This window comes from Arthrobacter sp. CG_A4 (assembly GCF_035985125.1).
GTDB lineage: Bacteria > Actinomycetota > Actinomycetes > Actinomycetales > Micrococcaceae > Arthrobacter.
In genome coordinates, this window is the sequence record NZ_JAXCID010000036.1 from 1 (window position 1) to 18,425 (window position 18,425).

At 64.9% G+C, this 18,425-nt stretch carries 20 protein-coding genes; 13 read left to right on the plus strand and 7 right to left on the minus strand.

The window, feature by feature from the left end:
* From RCH07_RS14370 to RCH07_RS14380, 3 genes are all read right to left on the minus strand, one after another.
* On the minus strand, positions 1–896 hold an 896-nt coding region (locus RCH07_RS14370), incomplete at its 3' end, for an alpha/beta hydrolase (RefSeq protein ID WP_326968157.1).
* 45 nt (positions 897–941) lie between these two features.
* A complete protein-coding gene (locus RCH07_RS14375) occupies positions 942–1,751 on the minus strand; it encodes a class I SAM-dependent methyltransferase (protein ID WP_326968158.1) in 810 nt (269 codons plus the stop codon).
* A gap of 5 nt (positions 1,752–1,756) precedes the next feature.
* Positions 1,757–2,815: an NAD(P)/FAD-dependent oxidoreductase gene (locus tag RCH07_RS14380; RefSeq protein ID WP_326968159.1), complete on the minus strand. Its 1,059-nt coding sequence runs from the start codon at positions 2,813–2,815 to the stop codon at positions 1,757–1,759.
* 121 nt (positions 2,816–2,936) lie between these two features.
* Between RCH07_RS14380 and RCH07_RS14385 the strand changes: the two genes are divergently transcribed.
* Positions 2,937–3,521: a helix-turn-helix domain-containing protein gene (locus RCH07_RS14385; protein WP_326968160.1), complete on the plus strand. Its 585-nt coding sequence runs from the start codon at positions 2,937–2,939 to the stop codon at positions 3,519–3,521.
* A 61-nt stretch (positions 3,522–3,582) separates the two neighbouring features.
* Here the strand turns inward: RCH07_RS14385 and RCH07_RS14390 are convergent, their stop codons facing one another.
* From RCH07_RS14390 to RCH07_RS14400, 3 genes are read right to left on the minus strand one after another with little or no spacing between them, the layout of a single operon-like run.
* Entirely contained in the window at positions 3,583–5,052 is a 1,470-nt protein-coding gene (locus RCH07_RS14390; protein ID WP_326968161.1) for a cytochrome b/b6 domain-containing protein, read from the minus strand.
* Positions 5,052–6,038: an electron transfer flavoprotein subunit alpha/FixB family protein gene (locus RCH07_RS14395; RefSeq protein WP_326968162.1), complete on the minus strand. Its 987-nt coding sequence runs from the start codon at positions 6,036–6,038 to the stop codon at positions 5,052–5,054. Before RCH07_RS14395 ends, RCH07_RS14390 begins: the two co-directional genes overlap by 1 nt.
* 11 nt (positions 6,039–6,049) lie before the next feature.
* On the minus strand, positions 6,050–6,826 hold the full coding sequence (locus tag RCH07_RS14400; protein ID WP_326968163.1) for an electron transfer flavoprotein subunit beta/FixA family protein: 777 nt from the start codon (positions 6,824–6,826) through the stop codon (positions 6,050–6,052).
* A gap of 539 nt (positions 6,827–7,365) precedes the next feature.
* Between RCH07_RS14400 and RCH07_RS14405 the strand changes: the two genes are divergently transcribed.
* The 6 genes from RCH07_RS14405 (at position 7,366) to RCH07_RS14430 (ending at position 11,408) form a co-directional block, all read left to right on the plus strand.
* A complete protein-coding gene (locus RCH07_RS14405; RefSeq protein ID WP_326968164.1) occupies positions 7,366–8,298 on the plus strand; it encodes an aminoglycoside phosphotransferase family protein in 933 nt (310 codons plus the stop codon).
* Positions 8,299–8,465: 167 nt separating this feature from the next.
* Positions 8,466–8,696, plus strand: coding sequence for a hypothetical protein (locus RCH07_RS14410; RefSeq protein ID WP_326968165.1), 231 nt, complete (start codon positions 8,466–8,468; stop codon positions 8,694–8,696).
* A 185-nt stretch (positions 8,697–8,881) separates the two neighbouring features.
* Complete coding sequence (locus RCH07_RS14415; RefSeq protein ID WP_326968166.1) at positions 8,882–9,025, plus strand: hypothetical protein; 144 nt, start codon at positions 8,882–8,884, stop codon at positions 9,023–9,025.
* Between the two features lie 127 nt (positions 9,026–9,152).
* Complete coding sequence (locus RCH07_RS14420) at positions 9,153–10,085, plus strand: NADP-dependent oxidoreductase (RefSeq protein WP_326968167.1); 933 nt, start codon at positions 9,153–9,155, stop codon at positions 10,083–10,085.
* 92 nt (positions 10,086–10,177) lie between these two features.
* On the plus strand, positions 10,178–10,549 hold the full coding sequence (locus tag RCH07_RS14425) for a VOC family protein (protein WP_326968168.1): 372 nt from the start codon (positions 10,178–10,180) through the stop codon (positions 10,547–10,549).
* 94 nt (positions 10,550–10,643) lie between these two features.
* Entirely contained in the window at positions 10,644–11,408 is a 765-nt protein-coding gene (locus tag RCH07_RS14430) for a potassium channel family protein (RefSeq protein WP_326968169.1), read from the plus strand.
* A 133-nt stretch (positions 11,409–11,541) separates the two neighbouring features.
* Here RCH07_RS14430 and RCH07_RS14435 read toward each other — a convergent pair whose 3' ends face one another.
* The gene (locus tag RCH07_RS14435) at positions 11,542–12,729 is read right to left on the minus strand and encodes a TerC family protein (RefSeq protein WP_326968170.1); all 1,188 of its coding nucleotides are present in this window, start codon (positions 12,727–12,729) and stop codon (positions 11,542–11,544) included.
* A 391-nt stretch (positions 12,730–13,120) separates the two neighbouring features.
* On the opposite strand from RCH07_RS14435, the gene RCH07_RS14440 reads away from it, so the two are divergent.
* From RCH07_RS14440 to RCH07_RS14465, 6 genes are all read left to right on the plus strand, one after another.
* Positions 13,121–13,891: a GOLPH3/VPS74 family protein gene (locus tag RCH07_RS14440; RefSeq protein ID WP_326968171.1), complete on the plus strand. Its 771-nt coding sequence runs from the start codon at positions 13,121–13,123 to the stop codon at positions 13,889–13,891.
* Positions 13,892–14,047: 156 nt separating this feature from the next.
* Positions 14,048–14,788, plus strand: coding sequence for a DUF4386 domain-containing protein (locus RCH07_RS14445; protein ID WP_326968172.1), 741 nt, complete (start codon positions 14,048–14,050; stop codon positions 14,786–14,788).
* Positions 14,789–14,847: 59 nt separating this feature from the next.
* Positions 14,848–15,582, plus strand: coding sequence for a TetR/AcrR family transcriptional regulator C-terminal domain-containing protein (locus tag RCH07_RS14450; protein ID WP_326968173.1), 735 nt, complete (start codon positions 14,848–14,850; stop codon positions 15,580–15,582).
* Between the two features lie 134 nt (positions 15,583–15,716).
* A complete protein-coding gene (locus tag RCH07_RS14455; RefSeq protein ID WP_326968174.1) occupies positions 15,717–16,295 on the plus strand; it encodes a TetR/AcrR family transcriptional regulator in 579 nt (192 codons plus the stop codon).
* The gene (locus tag RCH07_RS14460; protein WP_326968175.1) at positions 16,292–16,669 is read left to right on the plus strand and encodes a hypothetical protein; all 378 of its coding nucleotides are present in this window, start codon (positions 16,292–16,294) and stop codon (positions 16,667–16,669) included. The genes RCH07_RS14455 and RCH07_RS14460 overlap by 4 nt, the downstream gene beginning before the upstream one ends.
* Positions 16,670–16,829: 160 nt before the next feature.
* Positions 16,830–18,419 (plus strand): alkaline phosphatase D family protein, encoded by a 1,590-nt coding sequence (locus tag RCH07_RS14465; RefSeq protein ID WP_326968176.1) that lies wholly within the window; start codon positions 16,830–16,832, stop codon positions 18,417–18,419.
* Positions 18,420–18,425 lie beyond the last annotated feature (6 nt).

The window sequence follows — 18,425 nt, forward strand, 5'->3', positions numbered from 1 at the left end:
CGCCCCGCCGGAACCCGCCGGCGGGGCATTTCTATGCCCGGCCCGTCATCACCGGACGTGACGCCGCCACAGTCAAATAACGCGACGGGTAACAAGGGGCCGGTGAAGTACTCACTGTCCTCTATCGCCGCGGGGCCGCCGACGCCGTCGTCCCCGCTTTCGAGCACCACCGTCGGAACGGTGATCCGCGGCTCCTGCGCGATCAGGTCCTCGAGCTCCTGGTGCCGGGGGTCGCCGTCGGCCAGTCCGTAGCGGTGGCGGTAGGAGTGGACGACGACGTCGACGAAGTCGGGGTTGTGCAGGCTCGGGGCGCTGGCGGGAAACGCCTGGCGTGCCCCGCCCCACGTGGGCGACCAGGTGCGCCACAGCAGCCCGCACAGTTCGTCACGGTTTCGCTCCAGGCCGCGGCGGCCCCGCTCCGAGTGGAAGTAGTACTGATACCAGTAGCTCCGTTCCCATTCCGGGCTGACGGGCTCGCCGGAACGCGCGAGGTTGTGCATGTTATAACCGCCGACGGTGACCAGGCCGGCGACGCGTCCGGGGTCCAGTGCCGCCACGATGCACGCCGCCCGGCCGCCCCAGTCGTAGCCCGCGACGGTTGCTTTCGCGATGTTGAGGGCATCCATGAAGTCGATGAGATCCTGCCCGAGGGCGGCTTGTTGTCCTGAGCGGATGGTTGAGTCATGGAGGAATCGCGTCGGACCGAAGCCGCGAAGGTAGGGCGCGAGCACAAAGGCGCCCCGGCCCGCGAGGATCGGAGCGACGTCGTCGAAGGCCCTGACGTCGTACGGGAACCCGTGCAGGAGGATGACCGGGGTTCCGCCCGGATCGCCTGCGGACTCGTATCCGATGTCCAGGACGGGGGTCTCGATGCGGCCGAAGGATGAAAAGCTCATGCTGCCATTCTGGCCCCGCGCCGAGTGTTGCGGCGAACGTTGGGCTCAGGACCGCGCCCGGTTCTGGCTGGGGGTGGCCACCCAGACGGTCCGGGTGGCGCGGGGTTCCAGCTCGACGTCGTCGGAGAACCGCTCCAGCAGGTCGGCCACGGCGTCGCGGTCGTCCGCGGTCAGGGCCGCCAGGTGCAAGAAGCGCCCGAACCACTCCTGGGCGTACTCCCGTGCGGCCGGGGTCACGGGGGCGGTGGTCGTCACCTCGGACTGGGTGACGCTGAACCCGGCGGCCTCGATGACCGGCGTCCAGTTCGGGTGGTGGTTCCACCCCTCGGCTGCCGCAGCGGCGTGACAGCGCTGCTCCAGCAGTGCTCCGCGCGGATGGCTGAGGAAGCGGGGCAGAGCGGCGAGTTCGACGACCACCAGGACCCCACCCGGCGCCAGCGCCCGGCGGACCCCCGGCAGGAGACGGGCAGGGTGGGCGACGTGGTGCAGCGAAGAGGATGCCCACACCAGGTCAACCGGCGCCTCGGCCAGCGCAGGGAAGCCGTCGTCGAGGTCGGCCTCGACCACGGCGAAGCCCTGCTCGCGCAGCAGCTCGAGCATCTGCGGGTCGTTGTCGACGCACGTGACCGAGGCGTCGGGGTACCGCCCGCGCAGCAACCGGCTCCCTGCGCCGGTGCCGGCGCCGAGGTCAACGACGCTGCGTGCGGCATGCACCCCGGTCAGGTCCAGGACGGCTGCAAGGTGGTGGCCGAACACCTCGGCATCGAGGTCAAGGACGCGGTGCTGGTCATGACTGCCGGATCGCTGGTGGGTCTGGTGGCCGTTGTCCCGCGTCAGGTGCCGCTGATGATCCATGCCAATCACCTTTCTACTGTGGCCGCAGGGGCCATGTCGGTGGCTTTCTGCCCATCGAGGCCATGGCGTCGGTGACCCAGCACGATCTTGGCGACGGCCGCTTCCGAGGCCGCCGAAAAGGGGCCGAAGTGCCCCGCAACGGCCCACCGGGTTTCCTCTTCAATGAGGTCGGCGTTGATGCCTGCGCCAGTCATGACACCCTCGGCCGCCGCGGTGACCACCTGAGCCATCAAATTGGAGACATTGCCCCCCGCATACACGCCGGGGACGGCCGTCGCACCCATAGCGCCGGCCTCGATATACCGTCCGGCCCCGGACGGGTGCACCTGAGAGGTCAGTCCGAGTGATTCCAGCAGCCCGGATCTGGCCTCCATCCGTGTTCCGACAGCCAGAGCCTGGATGTCGAACGAGGAGCCCTGGCGGAGCGTGAGCCCCGTGAAGACGCCGTCGACAGCGTCGACGGAAGCCACCGCGCCGTCAACGACCGTTATGGACCGGGCAGCGAGCTTGTCCCACTCCTCGTCGGTGGGTTCTACGGTGTCGTTGAGGAAAAGGGTGATGTCCGGGGACCACTGCCGGAACAGCAGTGCCTGATGGACGGACAGCGGGCCGGTGCCCAGCACGCCAATCCGTTGCCCGCGGATTTCCCAGCCATGACAGTAGGGGCAGTGCACAACACCCTTTCCCCATTGCTCCCGCAGCCCGACGATGGGGGGCAGCTCGTCTGTCAATCCGGTGGTGACGAGGAGTCGTCTGCCGGAGAACCGGCGGGCATCTCCGAGGCTCACCTCGAATCCATCGGGGGTTCGACGTGCCGAGACGGCGTCGCCGTCTATGACCGTTCCTCCGTAGGAGCGCACTTCGCTGCGTCCGACGGACAGGAGTTCCAAGGGGTTCATACCGTCCCTGGAAAGGTACCCGTGCACACCCGCCGCGGGTCCGTTGCGTGGAGTTCCGGAATCGATGACCAGCACCGAGCGCAGCGCCCGGCCCAGAGTGATGGCCGCGCTGAGTCCCGCCGCACCGCCGCCAACAATAACAACGTCATACCGCGTGGTGTCCATACTGATCTGTCCTTCGTCGCGTCCTGAGGGTTCGCCGCCGGCGTCCCCGGGCGGTGATACCAGCTTCCATCGCACGAACAAGAATCGACAAACATGATTGCCGTTATGGCAAAGTAGGGGTATGGCAACTGAACTTGACGATGTTCTCGGGGCGGTCGGCCCCCGGCTTCGGGCACTCCGTACGGAACGGAGCCGCACCCTCGGAGATGTCTCTGCCGCATCCGGAGTGTCGGTGAGCACCCTGTCCCGCCTGGAGTCCGGCAAACGCAGACCCAACCTGGAAATCCTGCTGCCCCTCGCGAGGTTGTACGGTGTTCCCCTCGATGATCTGGTCGGCGCCCCGCCCACCGGGGATCCGAGAATTCACCTCCAGCCCATCACCCATGCCGGCATGACGGCTGTTCCTCTTACGCGCCGCGCGGGCGGACTGCAGGCCTTCAAGATGGTGCTCGCCGGTGATGCGCGCGGGGCAGAGCCCGACCCGCGCGTTCACGAAGGCTACGAATGGCTGTACATCCTCAACGGACGACTGCGTCTGGTGCTGGGCGACAAGGACTTTGAACTTCGCCCTGGCGAAGCCGCGGAATTCGACACCCACACACCCCACTGGTTCGCCAGCGCTGACGGCAGACCCGTTGAGTTCATCAGCCTGTTCGGGCAGCAGGGCGAGCGGATGCACGTCCGCGCACGGCCCAAACCTGCATAGTCGAAGAGGTCCGATGGGTTCTGTCCCTGACCTTTCAGAAGAAATTTCGGCGCCGTGAAGCCTAGCGGCTGCTCACCTGACCGAACAGCTTCGCGAGGGGTGCGAGCAGGATCGGGCGTGCCGCGTACCACCCTGCGATAGTGATGGCGATGGCTGCCGCGAAGAGCCAGAACCCGGTCCAGTTCACCACGTCGGTGCCGCCGAACATGTGGTTCAGGTTGCGCAGCGCGCCGGTCGAGAGCACCAGGAACACGTGGACGAGGATAAACAGCACGAAGAACAGCATCGTGGGGAAGTGAACCGCGCGGGCAGCCTCCACCGGGTAGATCCTGTCCAGCGTCTTAGCGTTGGTCGGCCAGAACTCGCTCATGCGTACACCCGTGATCGCCGCGAGCGGGGCCGCGATGAACACCACGAGGAAGTACATGAGCTGCTGCAGGCTGTTGTAGTTCACCCAGCCGTTCTCCACGGGCCAGTCGAGTGTCATGTACTGCAGAAGTGCGGAGAGCGCATTCGGGAACACCTCCCAGCTGGTCGGTACGATCCGCATCCAGTGGCCGGAAGCGAACAGCAGCACCACAAAGACGAGCCCGTTGACCAGCCATAGAATGTCGAGCGACTGGTGCAGCCACAGGGTGATGCTGATCTTCTTGCCACCGCGCTTCGGCGTCCAGAACGCCGGCGGCTTCTGCTGGGTGCGCACCTGATAGCCGGAGCGGATGATGAGCACTATCAGGAAGAAGTTTAGGAAGTGTGTCCATTGCGCCCACCAAGGGAAGCCCGGCTCGGCGGTCTGGGGCAAGTGATACTCGCCGGGGTACCTCTCGAGGAACGCCGGCACACCCGGCAGCGTGGTCACGCCGCGCGCGGCGAGCACAAGAATCGCTGCGGCGGCCACGGCGCCGACGGCGAGGAGCACCACGCGCTTGATCCACTGGCCCAGCGTGCGCGACCCGTAGAGCCTTGCCTCGGCCTCCGGCTTGACGGGCTGTTCGACGGCGACTGCCGGTGCCGCCGCTGCTGGTGCCACGGTGACCGCGGGCGTACTCGCGGTGGACGTCCGTTCAGCCTCGGCAACGGGCCCGACCACAAAGGGGGTCGGGACCTGGGTCGGGGTCGGCGCCGGGGCCGGAGTCGGGGCCAGGGCGATGTGTTCGGGAGCTGCCTGCACCGCAGGAGCAGGAGCAGAGTCGGCAGCGGGCGCCGGAACAAGTCCGGACGGCGGCCACGGTTCGCCGCCCGGCACACGGGGGAGCCCGCGGCGAAGCTGCCGCGCCACCGCGGCACCCGACTTCACGGCAGGGACCGGAGCGGAAACCGCCGTCGCACCCGGTGCCGTTTCCAGGGCAGCGGCGGGAACAGCGGCTGCGTCCGCAGGCGCGGCGATGACCGATCCCACCCCGGAAACAGACTCAGACGGGGCGGCCGCTGCCGTGACAATGTGTGCGGGCGCCTGGCCTGCTGCAGGCCAGGGTTCACCACCTTCGACGCGCGGCAGGCCCCGTCGAATGGACCGAGACAGAGGTGCCATCATTGCTTCTTCCGGGCTTCAAGGGCGCTGATCAGCTGGGGCACCACCTTGAAGACGTCGCCCACCACACCGAAGTCGGCCACCTCGAAGATCGGCGCGTCCCCATCCTTGTTGATGGCGACGATCATCTTCGCGGTCTGCATGCCGGCCCGGTGCTGGATCGCGCCGGAAATGCCCAGCGCGACATACAGCTGTGGCGACACGGAGACGCCGGTCTGGCCCACCTGGTGCGATGTCGGGATGTAGCCTGCATCCACCGCCGCACGCGACGCGCCAACGGCAGCACCGAGGGTATCGGCGAGCTGTCCCACGAGCGCGAACTGTTCCTCCGACCCGAGTCCGCGGCCACCCGCGACAACCTTCGCGGCACCACGCAGTTCCGGCCGCGAAGTGGCGGCAAATGCCTCGTCGAACGAGTCGATCTGCGCGGCCGGCTTCCCGGAGCGCGTCACTGCCAGGGTCTCCGACGCCTGCGGCTGAGCCGTGGCGCGCGCCTCGATGGAGCCTTGGCGAATCGTAATGACCGGTGCCCCGAACGTGGCCGTTGACGTCACGTTGTAGGCGCCGCCGTAGACGGAGTGGTGTGCCACGACGCCCTCGTTATCGCGTGACACACCGATCGCATCGGCGGAAATCGCTGCACGTGACCGGGCAGCGTAACGGCCAGCGACGTCGCGCCCGTTCAGGGAGTGCGATATCAGAATGGCGTCCGGCTGCACCAGCTCCGCAGCTGCGGCAAGCGCGTCAACGCCCGGCACGCCGAGCGCGGACGGGTCCGGAGTCTCCGCGATCAGGACGCGCGCGGCACCAAGGTCTGCGGCCTCCGCGGCGGCGGTGCTCCCGGCGCCGGGTGAGGCAAGGACCAGTGCAATGGGTGTGCCAGCTGCAGCGGCAGCGCCGAAGAGTCCGGCTGCAGCCTTCTCGAGTTCACCGGAAGCCCGGGTTTCGACGACGACGAGGATTGCGTCACGAGGGAATTCAGTCATGTCGTGACTCCTTAAGCCAGCCGGTTTTCGACGAGGAAGTCAGCGAGTTTCTCGCCGGCGTCGCCGTCGTCAATGATCTTTACGCCCGCCGCACGCGGGGGTTTCTCTGCCACGGTCAGCATGATGGATCGCGCCGCGTCCGGGTTGTCGGCCGTGATCCCGAGGTCTGCGAGGGTTAGCGTCTCCAGCGGCTTCTTCTTCGCGGCCATGATTCCTTTGAAGTTGGGGAAGCGCGGCCCGGGCAGCGCCTCGGTTATCGAAATTACCGCGGGCAGGTCCGCTGATACTTTCTGCACGCCGGATTCAACGGGCCTGGTGCCGGATACGACGCCGTCGCTGATCTCCACGGAGCTGAGGCCGGTAGCGAGGGGCACGTCAAGCAATTCAGCGAGCATCGCGGGAATCATGCCGCCGGATCCGTCGGTGGAGATGTTGCCGGTGATCACCAGGTCAAACTCAACGCGGCGGATCGCAGCCGCGAGGGTTTCAGCGGTCAGTCCAAGATCCGCACCCCGGAGCGCCTCGTCAGAGACGAGGGCAGCGCTTCCCGCGCCCATCGCAAGCCCCTTGCGTATCGTCGCCGTCGCACCTGCGGGAGCGAGGGAGAGGACTGCGACCTCGGTGCCCGCGTTCGCGTCCGCGTAAGTCAGTGCCAGCTCCAGGGCCCGCTCACCGATCTCATCAAGGACTGCCTCGCTGGCTTCCCGATCGGCGAGGCCTGTTTCCAGGTTCAGTTTTCGGTCCCCGTAGGTGTCGGGAACCTCCTTGACAAGGACGATAATCTTCATCGATGGCTCTTCCTGTGGCGGGTTTGTCTCTCGGAGACATGTTGGAACTCCCTTGAGTCTACGAAAGTGAGGCCCTCCTGGCGGACAGTGCCTGCGTGGCGGGTTGCACACCGCCGTCCGTTCCTGATTTTCCTCCGCGATCAGCGAATCTGATCTGCGATGAACCCCGCCGGGACCTGGGCCGTTTTCCAGGCCTTGTCGTCCCACTTGGCCTTCGGAGATATCTGAAAGGAGCGCCGCCCGAAGCTGCTGCCAGTACTGGGTGTGCCGGAAGTGTGTATCGAGGACCTTCCACTTGAACTGTTCGGCCACCTGCCGGAACACTCCCGGGCAGAACCGTTTGCCTCACTCCGCGGAGACCGGTAACGATCACGGTGCTGTCGGCGCGGAACATATCAAGCTTCGTTGGTTCCTAATAGGGCTTGGAAAGCAATATGTCCTGTGGCGGCTTGTCTCTGCAGAGCAACATGGACATTAGTCGGTTTCACATCAGATGATTTCTACTGGGACGGTCACTCAGGTCAACTAAAGTCGTCTACATGGTAATGCACGACGACGAGTTGCACATTGACGAAGGAATTGCTCGCCAACTGATAGTCGACCAATTTCCAGAATGGCGCCACGAGCCCCTCCGCCGCATCACGACGGACGGCACGGTGAACGCCATTTTCCGAATCGGAAACGATCTCACGGCACGGTTCCCGCTCCGCTTAGCTGACCCGAGCGATATGAGCGGTGTGCTCGACCGGGAAGCCGACGCAATGCGCGAACTGACCGTGTGCTGTCCGTTCCCCACCCCGGTGCCCGTCGCCATGGGTAACCCGGGTCGCGGCTATCTGCTGCCATGGTCTGTGCAGACGTGGGTACCTGGGATGGTTGCAATACCCATCGTCTTGGCGCAGGCCGAAACGTTCGCTCGTGACCTCGCCACCCTCGTCCAGTCGCTTCGCGCCGCCGGCACAAGAGGGCGTCAATTCGCGGGCGCTGGTCGTGGTGGAGATCTCAAGGGCTCCGATGAGTGGATGGAAGTCTGCTTCCTTCAGAGCGATGGCCTCTTGCCGGTCGATCGGCTCCGTAGTCTTTGGGCGGGATTTCGAAGCCTGCCAGCAGCTGGACCCGCCGTGATGACCCACGGTGATCTGATCCCCGCGAATCTTTTAGTCGACGGTGAACGGATAGTTGGTGTCCTGGATGGAGGGGGTTTCGCTGCCGCGGACCCGTCACTCGATCTGGTCGCCGCGTGGCACATGCTTGATAACGATAGACGGGCACTTCTTCGCCGGGAGTTGGCGTGCGATGACCTCGAGTGGCACCGTGGAGCCGCGTGGGCTTTCCAGCAGGCGATGGGCCTGGTCTGGTACTACCGGAAGACCAATCCAGGCATGAGCATGCTCGGGGACATCACGCTGGCACGCATCCTCGACGCTCCAGAGCTTTCGGTGCCCGCGCTCGCCAGCTCAGGTTCCCGTTGATCGGTCCCCGGCGTCGGTTGCACCGATTGGACGTTGACGTACGCATCCTTGGCCCGCAGTTCTTGAACGCGGGCCTTGAAGACCACCCTTGTCTGCCGCCCGTTCAAGACCGTCGCCGAGTCGCGTAGCGATTGCGCGTCTCCGTTTGCCGGCGTAGCGTCGGCCAGATGAACGGTGAAGAAAAGCCCGCGTCGGAGTCGAATGGCCGATCGGAGAGAGACGGTAGTGCGGCATTCCTGCCGATCGGGATCGTCTTCTTTGCCGTTGCCATCGCCATGATGTCTTTGGGAACCACGGCCTGGATTGCGTTCTTCACTATAGGCATCACGTTCCTAATCATCGGAATGCAGGCCCGCAAGCAAACGGAGCGTCCGTCCAGCGAGACTCCGCGGGGCTGACCTCGGGTCTGCATGCGGGCCGCGTTGCACCCCCTTTATGTTCCCGGCCTGCGGGCTAGAGTTGGCGCATGGATGCCTTGGCAGTATTTACGGCTGTGTTGGGAGCCCCGGCCGGCCTGGCCTGCCTTTGGTACTGGTTGTCCAGGCGGAACCGGCGGGGAACCGCCGTCGGAATGCTGGGAATTGTGGATGAGATCTTTCGCCCCGAAACTCATCAGGCGCAGCAGATTCTCAGGATCCAGAGCGAGCTGCCTGCGCCTGCGCCCGCCCCGGGCGATCCATCGAATCCGTATTCCGGGGTGATCCGGCTGTCCGAGGGCAAAACCTGAGGATGCCTCGTGTTGGTGGCATGGCGGGCCCTGAGCCTTAACTACGGCCGGACCGCCCGCACGGTGAGATGCCCCACTCACTGACCGGTTGCGGAATAGTGCCCTGAAAGTAGCTGTTCCGGTAGGCATGAAAGCTATAACTTACAGCGAATACGGGAGTCCCGACGTCCTCGAGCTGACGGAGCAGCCACAGCCGAAGGTCGGGCCGGGGATGGTCCTGGTCAAAGTCAAGGCGGCATCGGTGAATCCGGTCGACTGGAAGATCATGGCCGGCTACCTGGACCCAGCCATGGACCTGCAGTTCCCCGCGATTCCGGGATGGGATGTGGCCGGCGTCGTTGAGTCAGTTGGTATCGACGCGCCGCATTTCAAGCCCGGCGATGAGGTCATTTCCTATGGCCGCAAGGACTACGTCCACGGTGGCAGTTTCGCGGAATACATCGCCTTGCCGGAACGGCTCCTTGCCCGGAAGCCCGCATCCCTGGGGTGGAACGAGTCCGCCGGTCTGCCCCTGGCGGGCCTGACGGCCTATCAAGTGTTGACCCGTCTGGGCGTCAAAGCCGGTGAGACCGTGTTAATCCATGGCGGCGCCGGCGGCGTCGGATCCCTGGGCATCCAGATCGCCGCGGCGCTGGGCGCCAGTGTCATTGCGACCGCCTCGGAAGGGAACCACGACTTCATGCGCTCGCTCGGGGCCGAACCCGTCAGCTACGGCGAAGGACTCGCCGGCCGGGTGCGCGCGCTGCGCCCCGAAGGCGTCGACGTCGTCGCAGACTTCGTGGGCGGGACCCTCGAAGCCACCCTGGCTGTTCTGGCCGATGGGGGCCGCCATGCCTCCATCGCGGACAACGAGGTGGAGCAGCACGGCGGCACCTGGATGTGGGTAAACCCCGTCGGCGCCGAGCTTCAGGAGCTGGCCGATCTGGTCGATCAGCGCGGTCTCACGGTTGAGGTGGCCCAAACCTTCACTCTGGCGCAGGCGGCAGATGCCTTCCGGCTCAACATGGAAGGACACACGCGCGGCAAGATCGTAATCAGGGTGGACGACGCCGTTCTCTAACGACGCCGGTGCCCCGCCCGCGCCGCCTGGCCGACCGAGATGGCCGCGGGTATCATCGGCACCAACCGTCCCCCTGGAGAGTGGAGCAACCCATGCAGCTCGGCGCTTTTTCCATCAGCCTCGCCGTCAAGGATATTGCGGCGTCTGCTGCGTTCTACGAGGAGCTTGGCTTCAGCCGTTTCGGGGGCGACATCACCCAGGACTGGTTGATCCTGAAAAACGGTGAGACCGTCATCGGCCTCTTCCAGGGGATCTTTGAGAAGAATATGCTCACGTTCAACCCGGGCTGGAATCAGAACGCGGAGGCCGTGGACGCGTTCACCGATGTGCGCGAGCTCCAGCGGGAACTGAAAGCTAGGGGCATGGAGTTCCTTTCCGAGGCTGACGAGGGCACTACGGGGCCGGCGAGCTTTTTGGTCCTGGATCCGGACGGCAACCCGGTGCTCGTCGATCAGCACGTCTGATCCGCGAGGTCGCTGAGGGGTGGGTGGCTTTCTGCCCGCACGGCCGATCCGCAGGCCCCGTAGTTACTGGGCCGCCCTGCCCTAGACTTCAGCCATGACGCAAGAATCCTGGCGAAGGCACTCTGAGTGGCCGTTGACCGTCGCGGCCCTCCTGTTCCTCGTCGCCTACTCCGTCCAGGTCATCGCCGACACGGACTCCGAAGTTGTCGAATTCCTCATCTGGACAACCTGGCTAGCCTTCGCTGTGGACTACGTGATGAATCTTGTCTTGGCTCCCAATCGTGGGCGCTGGTTCATCCGGAACCTGCACGAACTGGCCCTTGTGGTGCTGCCGGCGCTCCGGCCCTTGCGGCTGCTGCGTTTGGTCAGTCTTGTGCGCGTAGTGCACCGTGTGGGAGGAAATGCTCTGCGCGGGAGGGTGCTGATATTCGTACTCAGTTCGGCCGTGCTGCTGATCTACGCCGGTGCCCTGGCGGTCCTCGACGCCGAGGCAAACAGCCCGGGTTCGAATTTGACAACATTTGGTGACGCCGTGTGGTGGGCCATGACTACGATAACGACGGTGGGGTACGGGGACCACTACCCTGTGACCGTTTTGGGCAGGTGTGTTGCCGCCGGACTCATGATCGGAGGCGTCGCCGTCCTGGGTGTCGTCACGGCTTCGGTAGCGTCGTGGATGGTCCAGTCGGTCGCGGAAGAAACGGCGGCGGAGATCGATTCGGTTGAGGAGCCGATCCGGCAAGAAATCCGCAGGCTTTCGGCCCAAGTAGAGCACCTGACGACGTTGCTGCAGGCCGGCGCAGCCCATCTTCCCCAGGAGAATCCGGGAGCGTCCGGGCCAAGCCAGATGCGGTCTTGAAGAATAAGCGGCGATCCACGAAATCAACTTGGCGGCGTGGAGGGGCGGGCTCCGAGCCCGCCCCTCCATTGCCTACTGATCCCGGGTTCCTGAATCCGTCCGCGGACGGGATTCATGGCGGCGGTAGCGCCGGCTAGCGCGCCAGGTGCTGCTCGTGCTGCCGGTGAGCCTCGGCCACTTCGGCGCGGATCTTTTCCACGTCCTTGGCCTTGTTGCGGTACTTCGGCTCCATTTGTTCGATCTGCCGTTCTTCTTCGAGCAGATCGTTGTAGATACGCTCGCGCTCAGCGGCGTCAGCGGTGTATTCGAGGTCAAGGTAGCTGACGGCGTGCCGGCGGGCATTGTTGATCGCGGCCTGTGCCTTGCCTGCCTTGCTCACTAGGGATGCCACCACGGTAAAGACCAGTACGCCGATGATGACGGAGAGGGACAGGCCCGTGGTGATCTCTACCACCGGGACCGGCTGGCCGTCGTTGATGAACGGCAGGTTGTTCTCGTGCAGGGCGTGGAGCACGAGCTTGACGCCGATGAAGGCCAGGATGGCTGCCAGACCGTAGGCGAGGTAGATGAGCCGGTCCAGCAGGCCGTCGATCAGGAAGTACAACTGGCGCAGGCCCATCAGCGAGAACGCCGTGGCGGTGAAGACGATATAGACATTCTGGGTCAGGCCGAAGATGGCCGGGATCGAGTCCAGGGCGAACAGGATGTCGGTTCCGCCGATGGCCACCATGACCAGCAGCATCGGGGTCAGGACCTTTTTGCCGTTCTCCATGGTGAACAGCTTGTCGCCGTCGTAGTGTTCGGTCGTGTGGAAGATTCTGCGGGCAAGGCGGATGATGAAGTTATCGGCAGTGTCGTCGCCCTCAGGTTCGGGCTTGAGCAGGTTGCCGGCCGTGATCAGCAGGATCAAACCGAAGGCGTAGAAGATCCAGGCGAAGGAATTGATCAGTGCCGCGCCGAGGAAAATGAAGCCGGTCCGGGCAATCAGCGCGAACACAATGCCGAATAGCAGCACCTTTTGCTGGTCCTCGCGCGGAACACGGAAGCTGGCGATGATGATCAGGAAGACAAACAAGTTGTCCACCGAAAGTGCCTTTTCAGTGATGTACCCGGCGAAATACTCCGAGCCCATAACCGGGCCGCCAAAGATCAGAACGAGAATGCCGAAGACGATGGCGATGCCCACATAGAGGGAAGACCAGAAGGCCGCTTCCTTCAGCGTGGGGACGTGGGCCTTGCGGATATGGAAGAAGTAGTCAAAGGCCAGCAGGGCCAAAATGACAACAACGGTGATGCCCCAGATCAGGGGAGAAACAGTCAAAGGAATTCCTGCTTTCGTAGGGTGGGTACCAAAGAGCTTCATAAGTCTCTTCGCCCGCCGTCCGGCTGGCCGCTGCACCCGGCCAGGCATCGGTGCCTGACGTGTTGACGATTGCAGCGCTTCGGAATACTCCCCTACGCAGTATCACTCTAACCGGGATTCGGGCCTGAGACGAATCCTTACAGCCCTCTCACGCCGGCGCCTGATCGAGCTCCGACCCAAATGCCCTGATGGCCACCGCCACGACGACGGCGGGAGGTCCCGCCGTCGTCCGCTCACCGTGCCGGAAACTCTCTGGAAGCGCCGGCCAGCGGCAGGGCAATGTAATCGCCGGCGAAGACGCTTGCGAATCCTCATTGTGGTGGCTGCCCGACTGCGCCACCATGTTCGTATGAACGCTGAAATATCGAAGGCGGCGGAGCTGAACCTTCCCCAGGCCTTCCTCCTTCTGGCAACGAACGACCACGACGGCAAGCCTGTTGTGCCGGTGTACGCCCTCAGGACCACTGTGGCAGGGGCAATATTGGCCGAGCTGGACCTGATCGGTGCAATCGGGCTGCAGGGAAAGCACGTCAGGGCAACCGGCACCGCCCCGCGAACGGACTTCCAGCGCGAGCTGGAGCATATCCGCGGCAAATCACGGCCGCATACTCCCAAGCGGTGGGTCTCCATACTGGAGGGCCGCGCCGAAGTGCAGCGTGTTTACGAGGGGATGGCGGCTCTGGGTATCGTGGAACAGATTGGCGAAAAGCACCTGGGTCTGTTCAAGTCCATGCGGTACCCCGAGAAGGACCACGGGCCGGAAGCGGCGCTCCTGAAAAGGATCGAGGACGCACTCAGCGGGGCGCCGTCCGAACCCGGGAAGCCCGGTACCACATCGGCTGATCCCAAAGCGCCTGAATCCGCGTCGCCCGGCGCCGCGTCGCCTGATGCAACGCCGGATTCCAACGCGCCGGATGCCAAGCCGGATGCCAAGGCGCCCGATGCCAGGACCGCGGCGCTGATCGCCCTGCTTCACGCGGCCGGGCTGCTCGGCAGACTCTTCCCGGCAGCAGACCGAAGCCGCTCAGGAGAGCTGTCAAAGGACTATTGGCCTTCCCGCGCGGTGGAGGACGAACTTCGTCTGATCAGACTGGCGGAGGCAGAAGCCCCAACCTTGTGACGACGACGGCGCCCCCAAGCGCCGCCGTCTCCCTCCTGATCGCAGGGCGGCCGCGGTAGTCCGCTGTGACACCCCTTGACAGGAGTACGCCGTACACCTTAGCGTTCCTCTTAGTTGGTGTACGCCGTACACCTGAAGCTAAGGGAATGATCGATCATGAAACTGTCCAGACCAACCGCCGTCACCGCCGGAGTGTTCTTCCTGCTCACCGAGGTGGGCGCGATTGTCGGGGCCGCCCTCTACAACCCGATCCTGAAAGGCGCCGACTACATCACCGGCGCCGGGGCGGATGACAGGATCCTCCTGGGCGCGCTCTTCGAACTGCTGTTGGTGATTGCCGCCGTCGGCACCGCCGTGACGCTGTATCCGATCCTGAAGCGGCAGAACGAGGGGGTTGCGCTGGCGTTCGTGGCGGCCCGGCTGCTGGAGGCGGTGGTCATTCTCGTCGGGACCCTCAGCCTGGTGTCGATTGTCACGCTTCGGCGGCAGTTCGACGGCGACGCAGACGCCGACCTGACCGCCCTCTCCACCATCGGCTCCTCACTGGTGGCCCTGCGCGACTGGACGTTCCTGTTCGGACCGAACTTCGCCCTCGGTGCCGCCTCGCTGCTCTTGGCCTCCCTGATGTACTCATCCCGTTTGGTGCCCCGCCCGATCGCTGTGCTTGGGCTGGTCGGAGGAACCCTAATCCTTATCTCCGCGGTCGCCGTGATGTTCGGCGCCTATGAGCAGATGTCCACCGTTGGCCTCCTTGTCGCGCTCCCCGTCTTCGCGTGGGAGGTGACTCTCGCCGTCTGGCTCATCGTCAAGGGCTTCCGCCCGGTGGGTATCCTCACCGCTCCCGCTACCCGATCCCGCGTCGCTGCGGCCGCGCGCACCTCAACCCCGGGACGGTAACGTGTACGCTGTACTCCCACCAATAAGCCAATTGGCGGCGGATGGAAAGGGTGCCGGAAGTGACCGAAAAACTCGAGGTGGACCAGCGTGTCCGCCTCAACAGGGATCGTGTCCTGCGGGCTGCCGTCTCCCTGGCCGACGATATCGGTATTGATTGGCTCAGCATGCGCAGACTCGCTCAGGAACTCCGCGTGGTGCCGATGGCACTGTACAAGCATGTCTCGAACAAAGAGGAGCTCCTCGACGGCATGGTCGAGGCCGTCGTCGCCGAGATCGATCCTCCGGCAGCAGGCGTCGACTGGAAAAGCGCGGTCCGGCTGCGGGTGCTCTCGGCCAGGCACTCACTGCAGCGGCACCCATGGGCGCGCCGGGTTCTTGAGTCCCGCACCACGAAGACCCCTGCCGTCCTCGCCTACATGGATTCTTTCATTGGCATATTCCTGGCGGGGGGATTCTCGGCCGATCTCGCCCATCACGTCATGCATGCCCTCGGCGGACGGATGTGGGGTTTCACACAGGAGCTGTTCGAAGACCCTGCCGCGCCCGTCGGTCAGGCCGCGATGCCACCGGCTATCCAGGATGTGACGCTGCAGCAGATGGCCCAGCTCTATCCGAACATCGCTGTCATCGCCGCATCGAGTGCCCACGACAATGCTTCGGTAGTGGGGCAGGGCTGCGACGACCAGTTCGAGTTCGAGTTCGCCCTGGACCTGCTCCTCGACGGATTCGAGCGGCTACACCGGCAGGGCTGGAGCTCACGTCCCCGGGACGCCAGACAGCGGGCGGACGGCTGAAAGAAAGGGAGTGGCCGAGGGCCCCGCACAGCGCATCCCGGACGACGCCGGCGCCCGGGAGCTGATGCACCGTGCTGAGTTCTCGACGCGGAACCCATTGCAAACAAAACGGAACGTCGCGTAAGGTAAATCCTATGCACACTCTTCAGGGTCGCCCACGCGACGCACGCACGCACGCGGCGATCCTTTCCGCGACTGTCGCGCTCGTCGTCGAAGCCGGGTACGGGGCCCTCGCGATCGGTGGCGTTGCCTCTCGCGCAGGGGTCGGCAAGGACGCGATCTACCGCCGGTTCTCGGGCAAGCCCGAACTCGTCTACGAGGCTGTGTTCGCCTCTGTGGACATGGCCCCCATACCTAATACGAACACTTTGATCGGCGATGTGACGATCCTCGTCGAAGGACTGGTCGCCGAATTCGCCGCACCTGCCGCGGCCGCAGCGCTGCCCGGTCTGTTGGCCGACTTCGCGGCCCAGCCGGCACTGCGCATGCGCATCCGAGAGGACTTTCTGGCTGCCGCGAAAGCGCGGCTGGTCGAGGTCTTCGACCGGGCTGCCGCCCGTGGCGAGCTCGCGTCGGACGTGCCGATCGATCTGATCCTCGACAGCCTGGCAGGCAGCGTGCTTTTCCATGTGGGCTTGATCGGTGGCCCGGTCACCCCCGAACTCGCCGGCCACCTTGCGGCGATGGTCGTCACGGGGATCCAGACACGATGAATGCCTGGTTGATTAGTGCGGGGTCACTGACGGCCGTGGTGGCCGCGATTCACCTCATCCTCGGTCACATCGACCCCGTCCAGCCGCTCCTGCGCTCAGCACTCGCGGACATACCGAAGCGCACGCTGCATGCGGTCTGGCACTTGGTAAGCGTTGACCTCGTCCTCGGCGCGTTGGTGCTTCTCTACCTGGGCATCGCCCACCCCACAGGCAGCGGGCTCGTGGCCGCCGTCCTGGCGGCCCACTTCGGTGCGTACGCCGCGGTCTTCCTCGCCCTGGCGCTCCAGCTCGACCGGCCTCGCCGTGTACTCGCCCTGCCGCAGTGGCTGCTCCTGCTTCCCATCGCCGTCCTCAGCGCTATCGGCGCAGCATGAATAACTAGCACCACATTAGGACGCTGCCCGAAAGCGCACTGCCCACCTGCCGAGTCCGCGGGCGCCTCCCGGGCGCCTCCGGCGCTTCTTCACCGGGCATTAACCCCTGATCCATGTACAGGCTCTCACTCGTCCAGCCGGCCCCGATAGATTTCCGGACATGGACATAACACGCAGATCCCTCATCACTGCCGGCCTCGGTGCAGGCCTTGTCATCGCTGTCCCGGGGACCGCCCTGGCCGTGCCATCAACCCCGAATGACTCCGGACTCAGGACCGATCCCTTTACTCTTGGTGTTGCCTCCGGCGAGCCATGGCCGGACGGCTTTGTTATTTGGACGCGGCTGGCCCTCGACCCGCTGGCAGAGGACGGTCTCGGCGGCATGCCGTCCCGGAGCGTCCATGTCGGGTGGGAAGTCGCGGAGGACCCCCGGATGGAGAAGATCGCCGCACGCGGCGGCCAGCGCGCCGTCATCGAAGCAGGCCACTCGGTACACGTCGAACTGCGCGGGCTGAAGCCCGGCAGGGAGTACTACTATCGTTTCCGCGCGGGCCGCCACATCAGCCCCATCGGCCGGACACTGACCAGCCCGGCCCGGCATGAGACGCCGGCATCCCTCGCCATGGCGTTCGCCAGCTGTGCCCAGTACGAGCACGGATATTTCACGGCGTACAAACGCCTTGCCGAGGACCACCCTGACCTCGTCCTGCACCTGGGGGACTATCAGTACGAATACAAGGCCAACTCCTACGTATCCGGCAGCGGAAACGTCCGCGACCACCAGGGTCCGGAGACGGTAACCCTGGCGAACTACCGCCAGCGCCACGCTCAGTACAAGTCCGACGCCGATCTGCAGGCAGCGCACGCGGTGGCGCCCTGGCTGGTGGTCTGGGACGACCACGAAGTGGACAACAACTGGGCGGACGAAATCCCGGAAAACAGCGACCCGGCGCAAATGAACGATACCCGTGAGAGGTTCGTGCAGCGGCGGGCCGCCGCCTTCAAGGCCTACTACGAGAACATGCCCCTGCGTGCCTCATCGGTCCCGTCCGGGGCGGACATGAAGATCTACCGCCGGGTGCAGTGGGGCCAGCTCGCCAACTTCCACATGATGGACACCCGGCAATACCGGGACGACCAACTGGCCGGCGACGGCTGGAAGAAAAACGTCCAGGCCCGTCTGGACGAGGCCCGCACCATTACCGGGGCCGAGCAGGAGAAGTGGCTGCTGGACGGGTTCCGGACCTCGAAGGCAAGCTGGGATGTCCTGGGTCAGCAGGTGTTCTTCGCCGAACGGGACCGCGATCCGGCCGCCGAAATCGACGAGGTCTCGATGGACGGCTGGGACGGCTACGCGTCCTCACGCCGGCGCATCACGCAGGGCTGGGTGGACGCGAAGGTGCGCAACGCCGTCGTACTGACCGGCGACGTCCACCGCAACTGGGCCAACGACGTCAAGGTGGACTACAAGGACCCGGCGTCCCCGGTGGTCGGGTCAGAGCTGGTCTGCACGTCCGTAACGTCCAACGGGAACGGCTCCGGCTCGATTGCGGAGCCCACCATGGCCTGGAACCAGCACCTCAAGTTCTACAACGACCAGCGGGGCTACGTGAACACCCGGATCACCAAGGACGCATTTCAGGCAGATTTCCGGGTCCTGAACTACGTCACCGAGGCAGGCTCTCCGGTGAGCACCAAAGCCTCATTCGAGATCCGGGACGGCGTCCCCGGCCTGCAGCGCCGCGGCTAGGAGCGT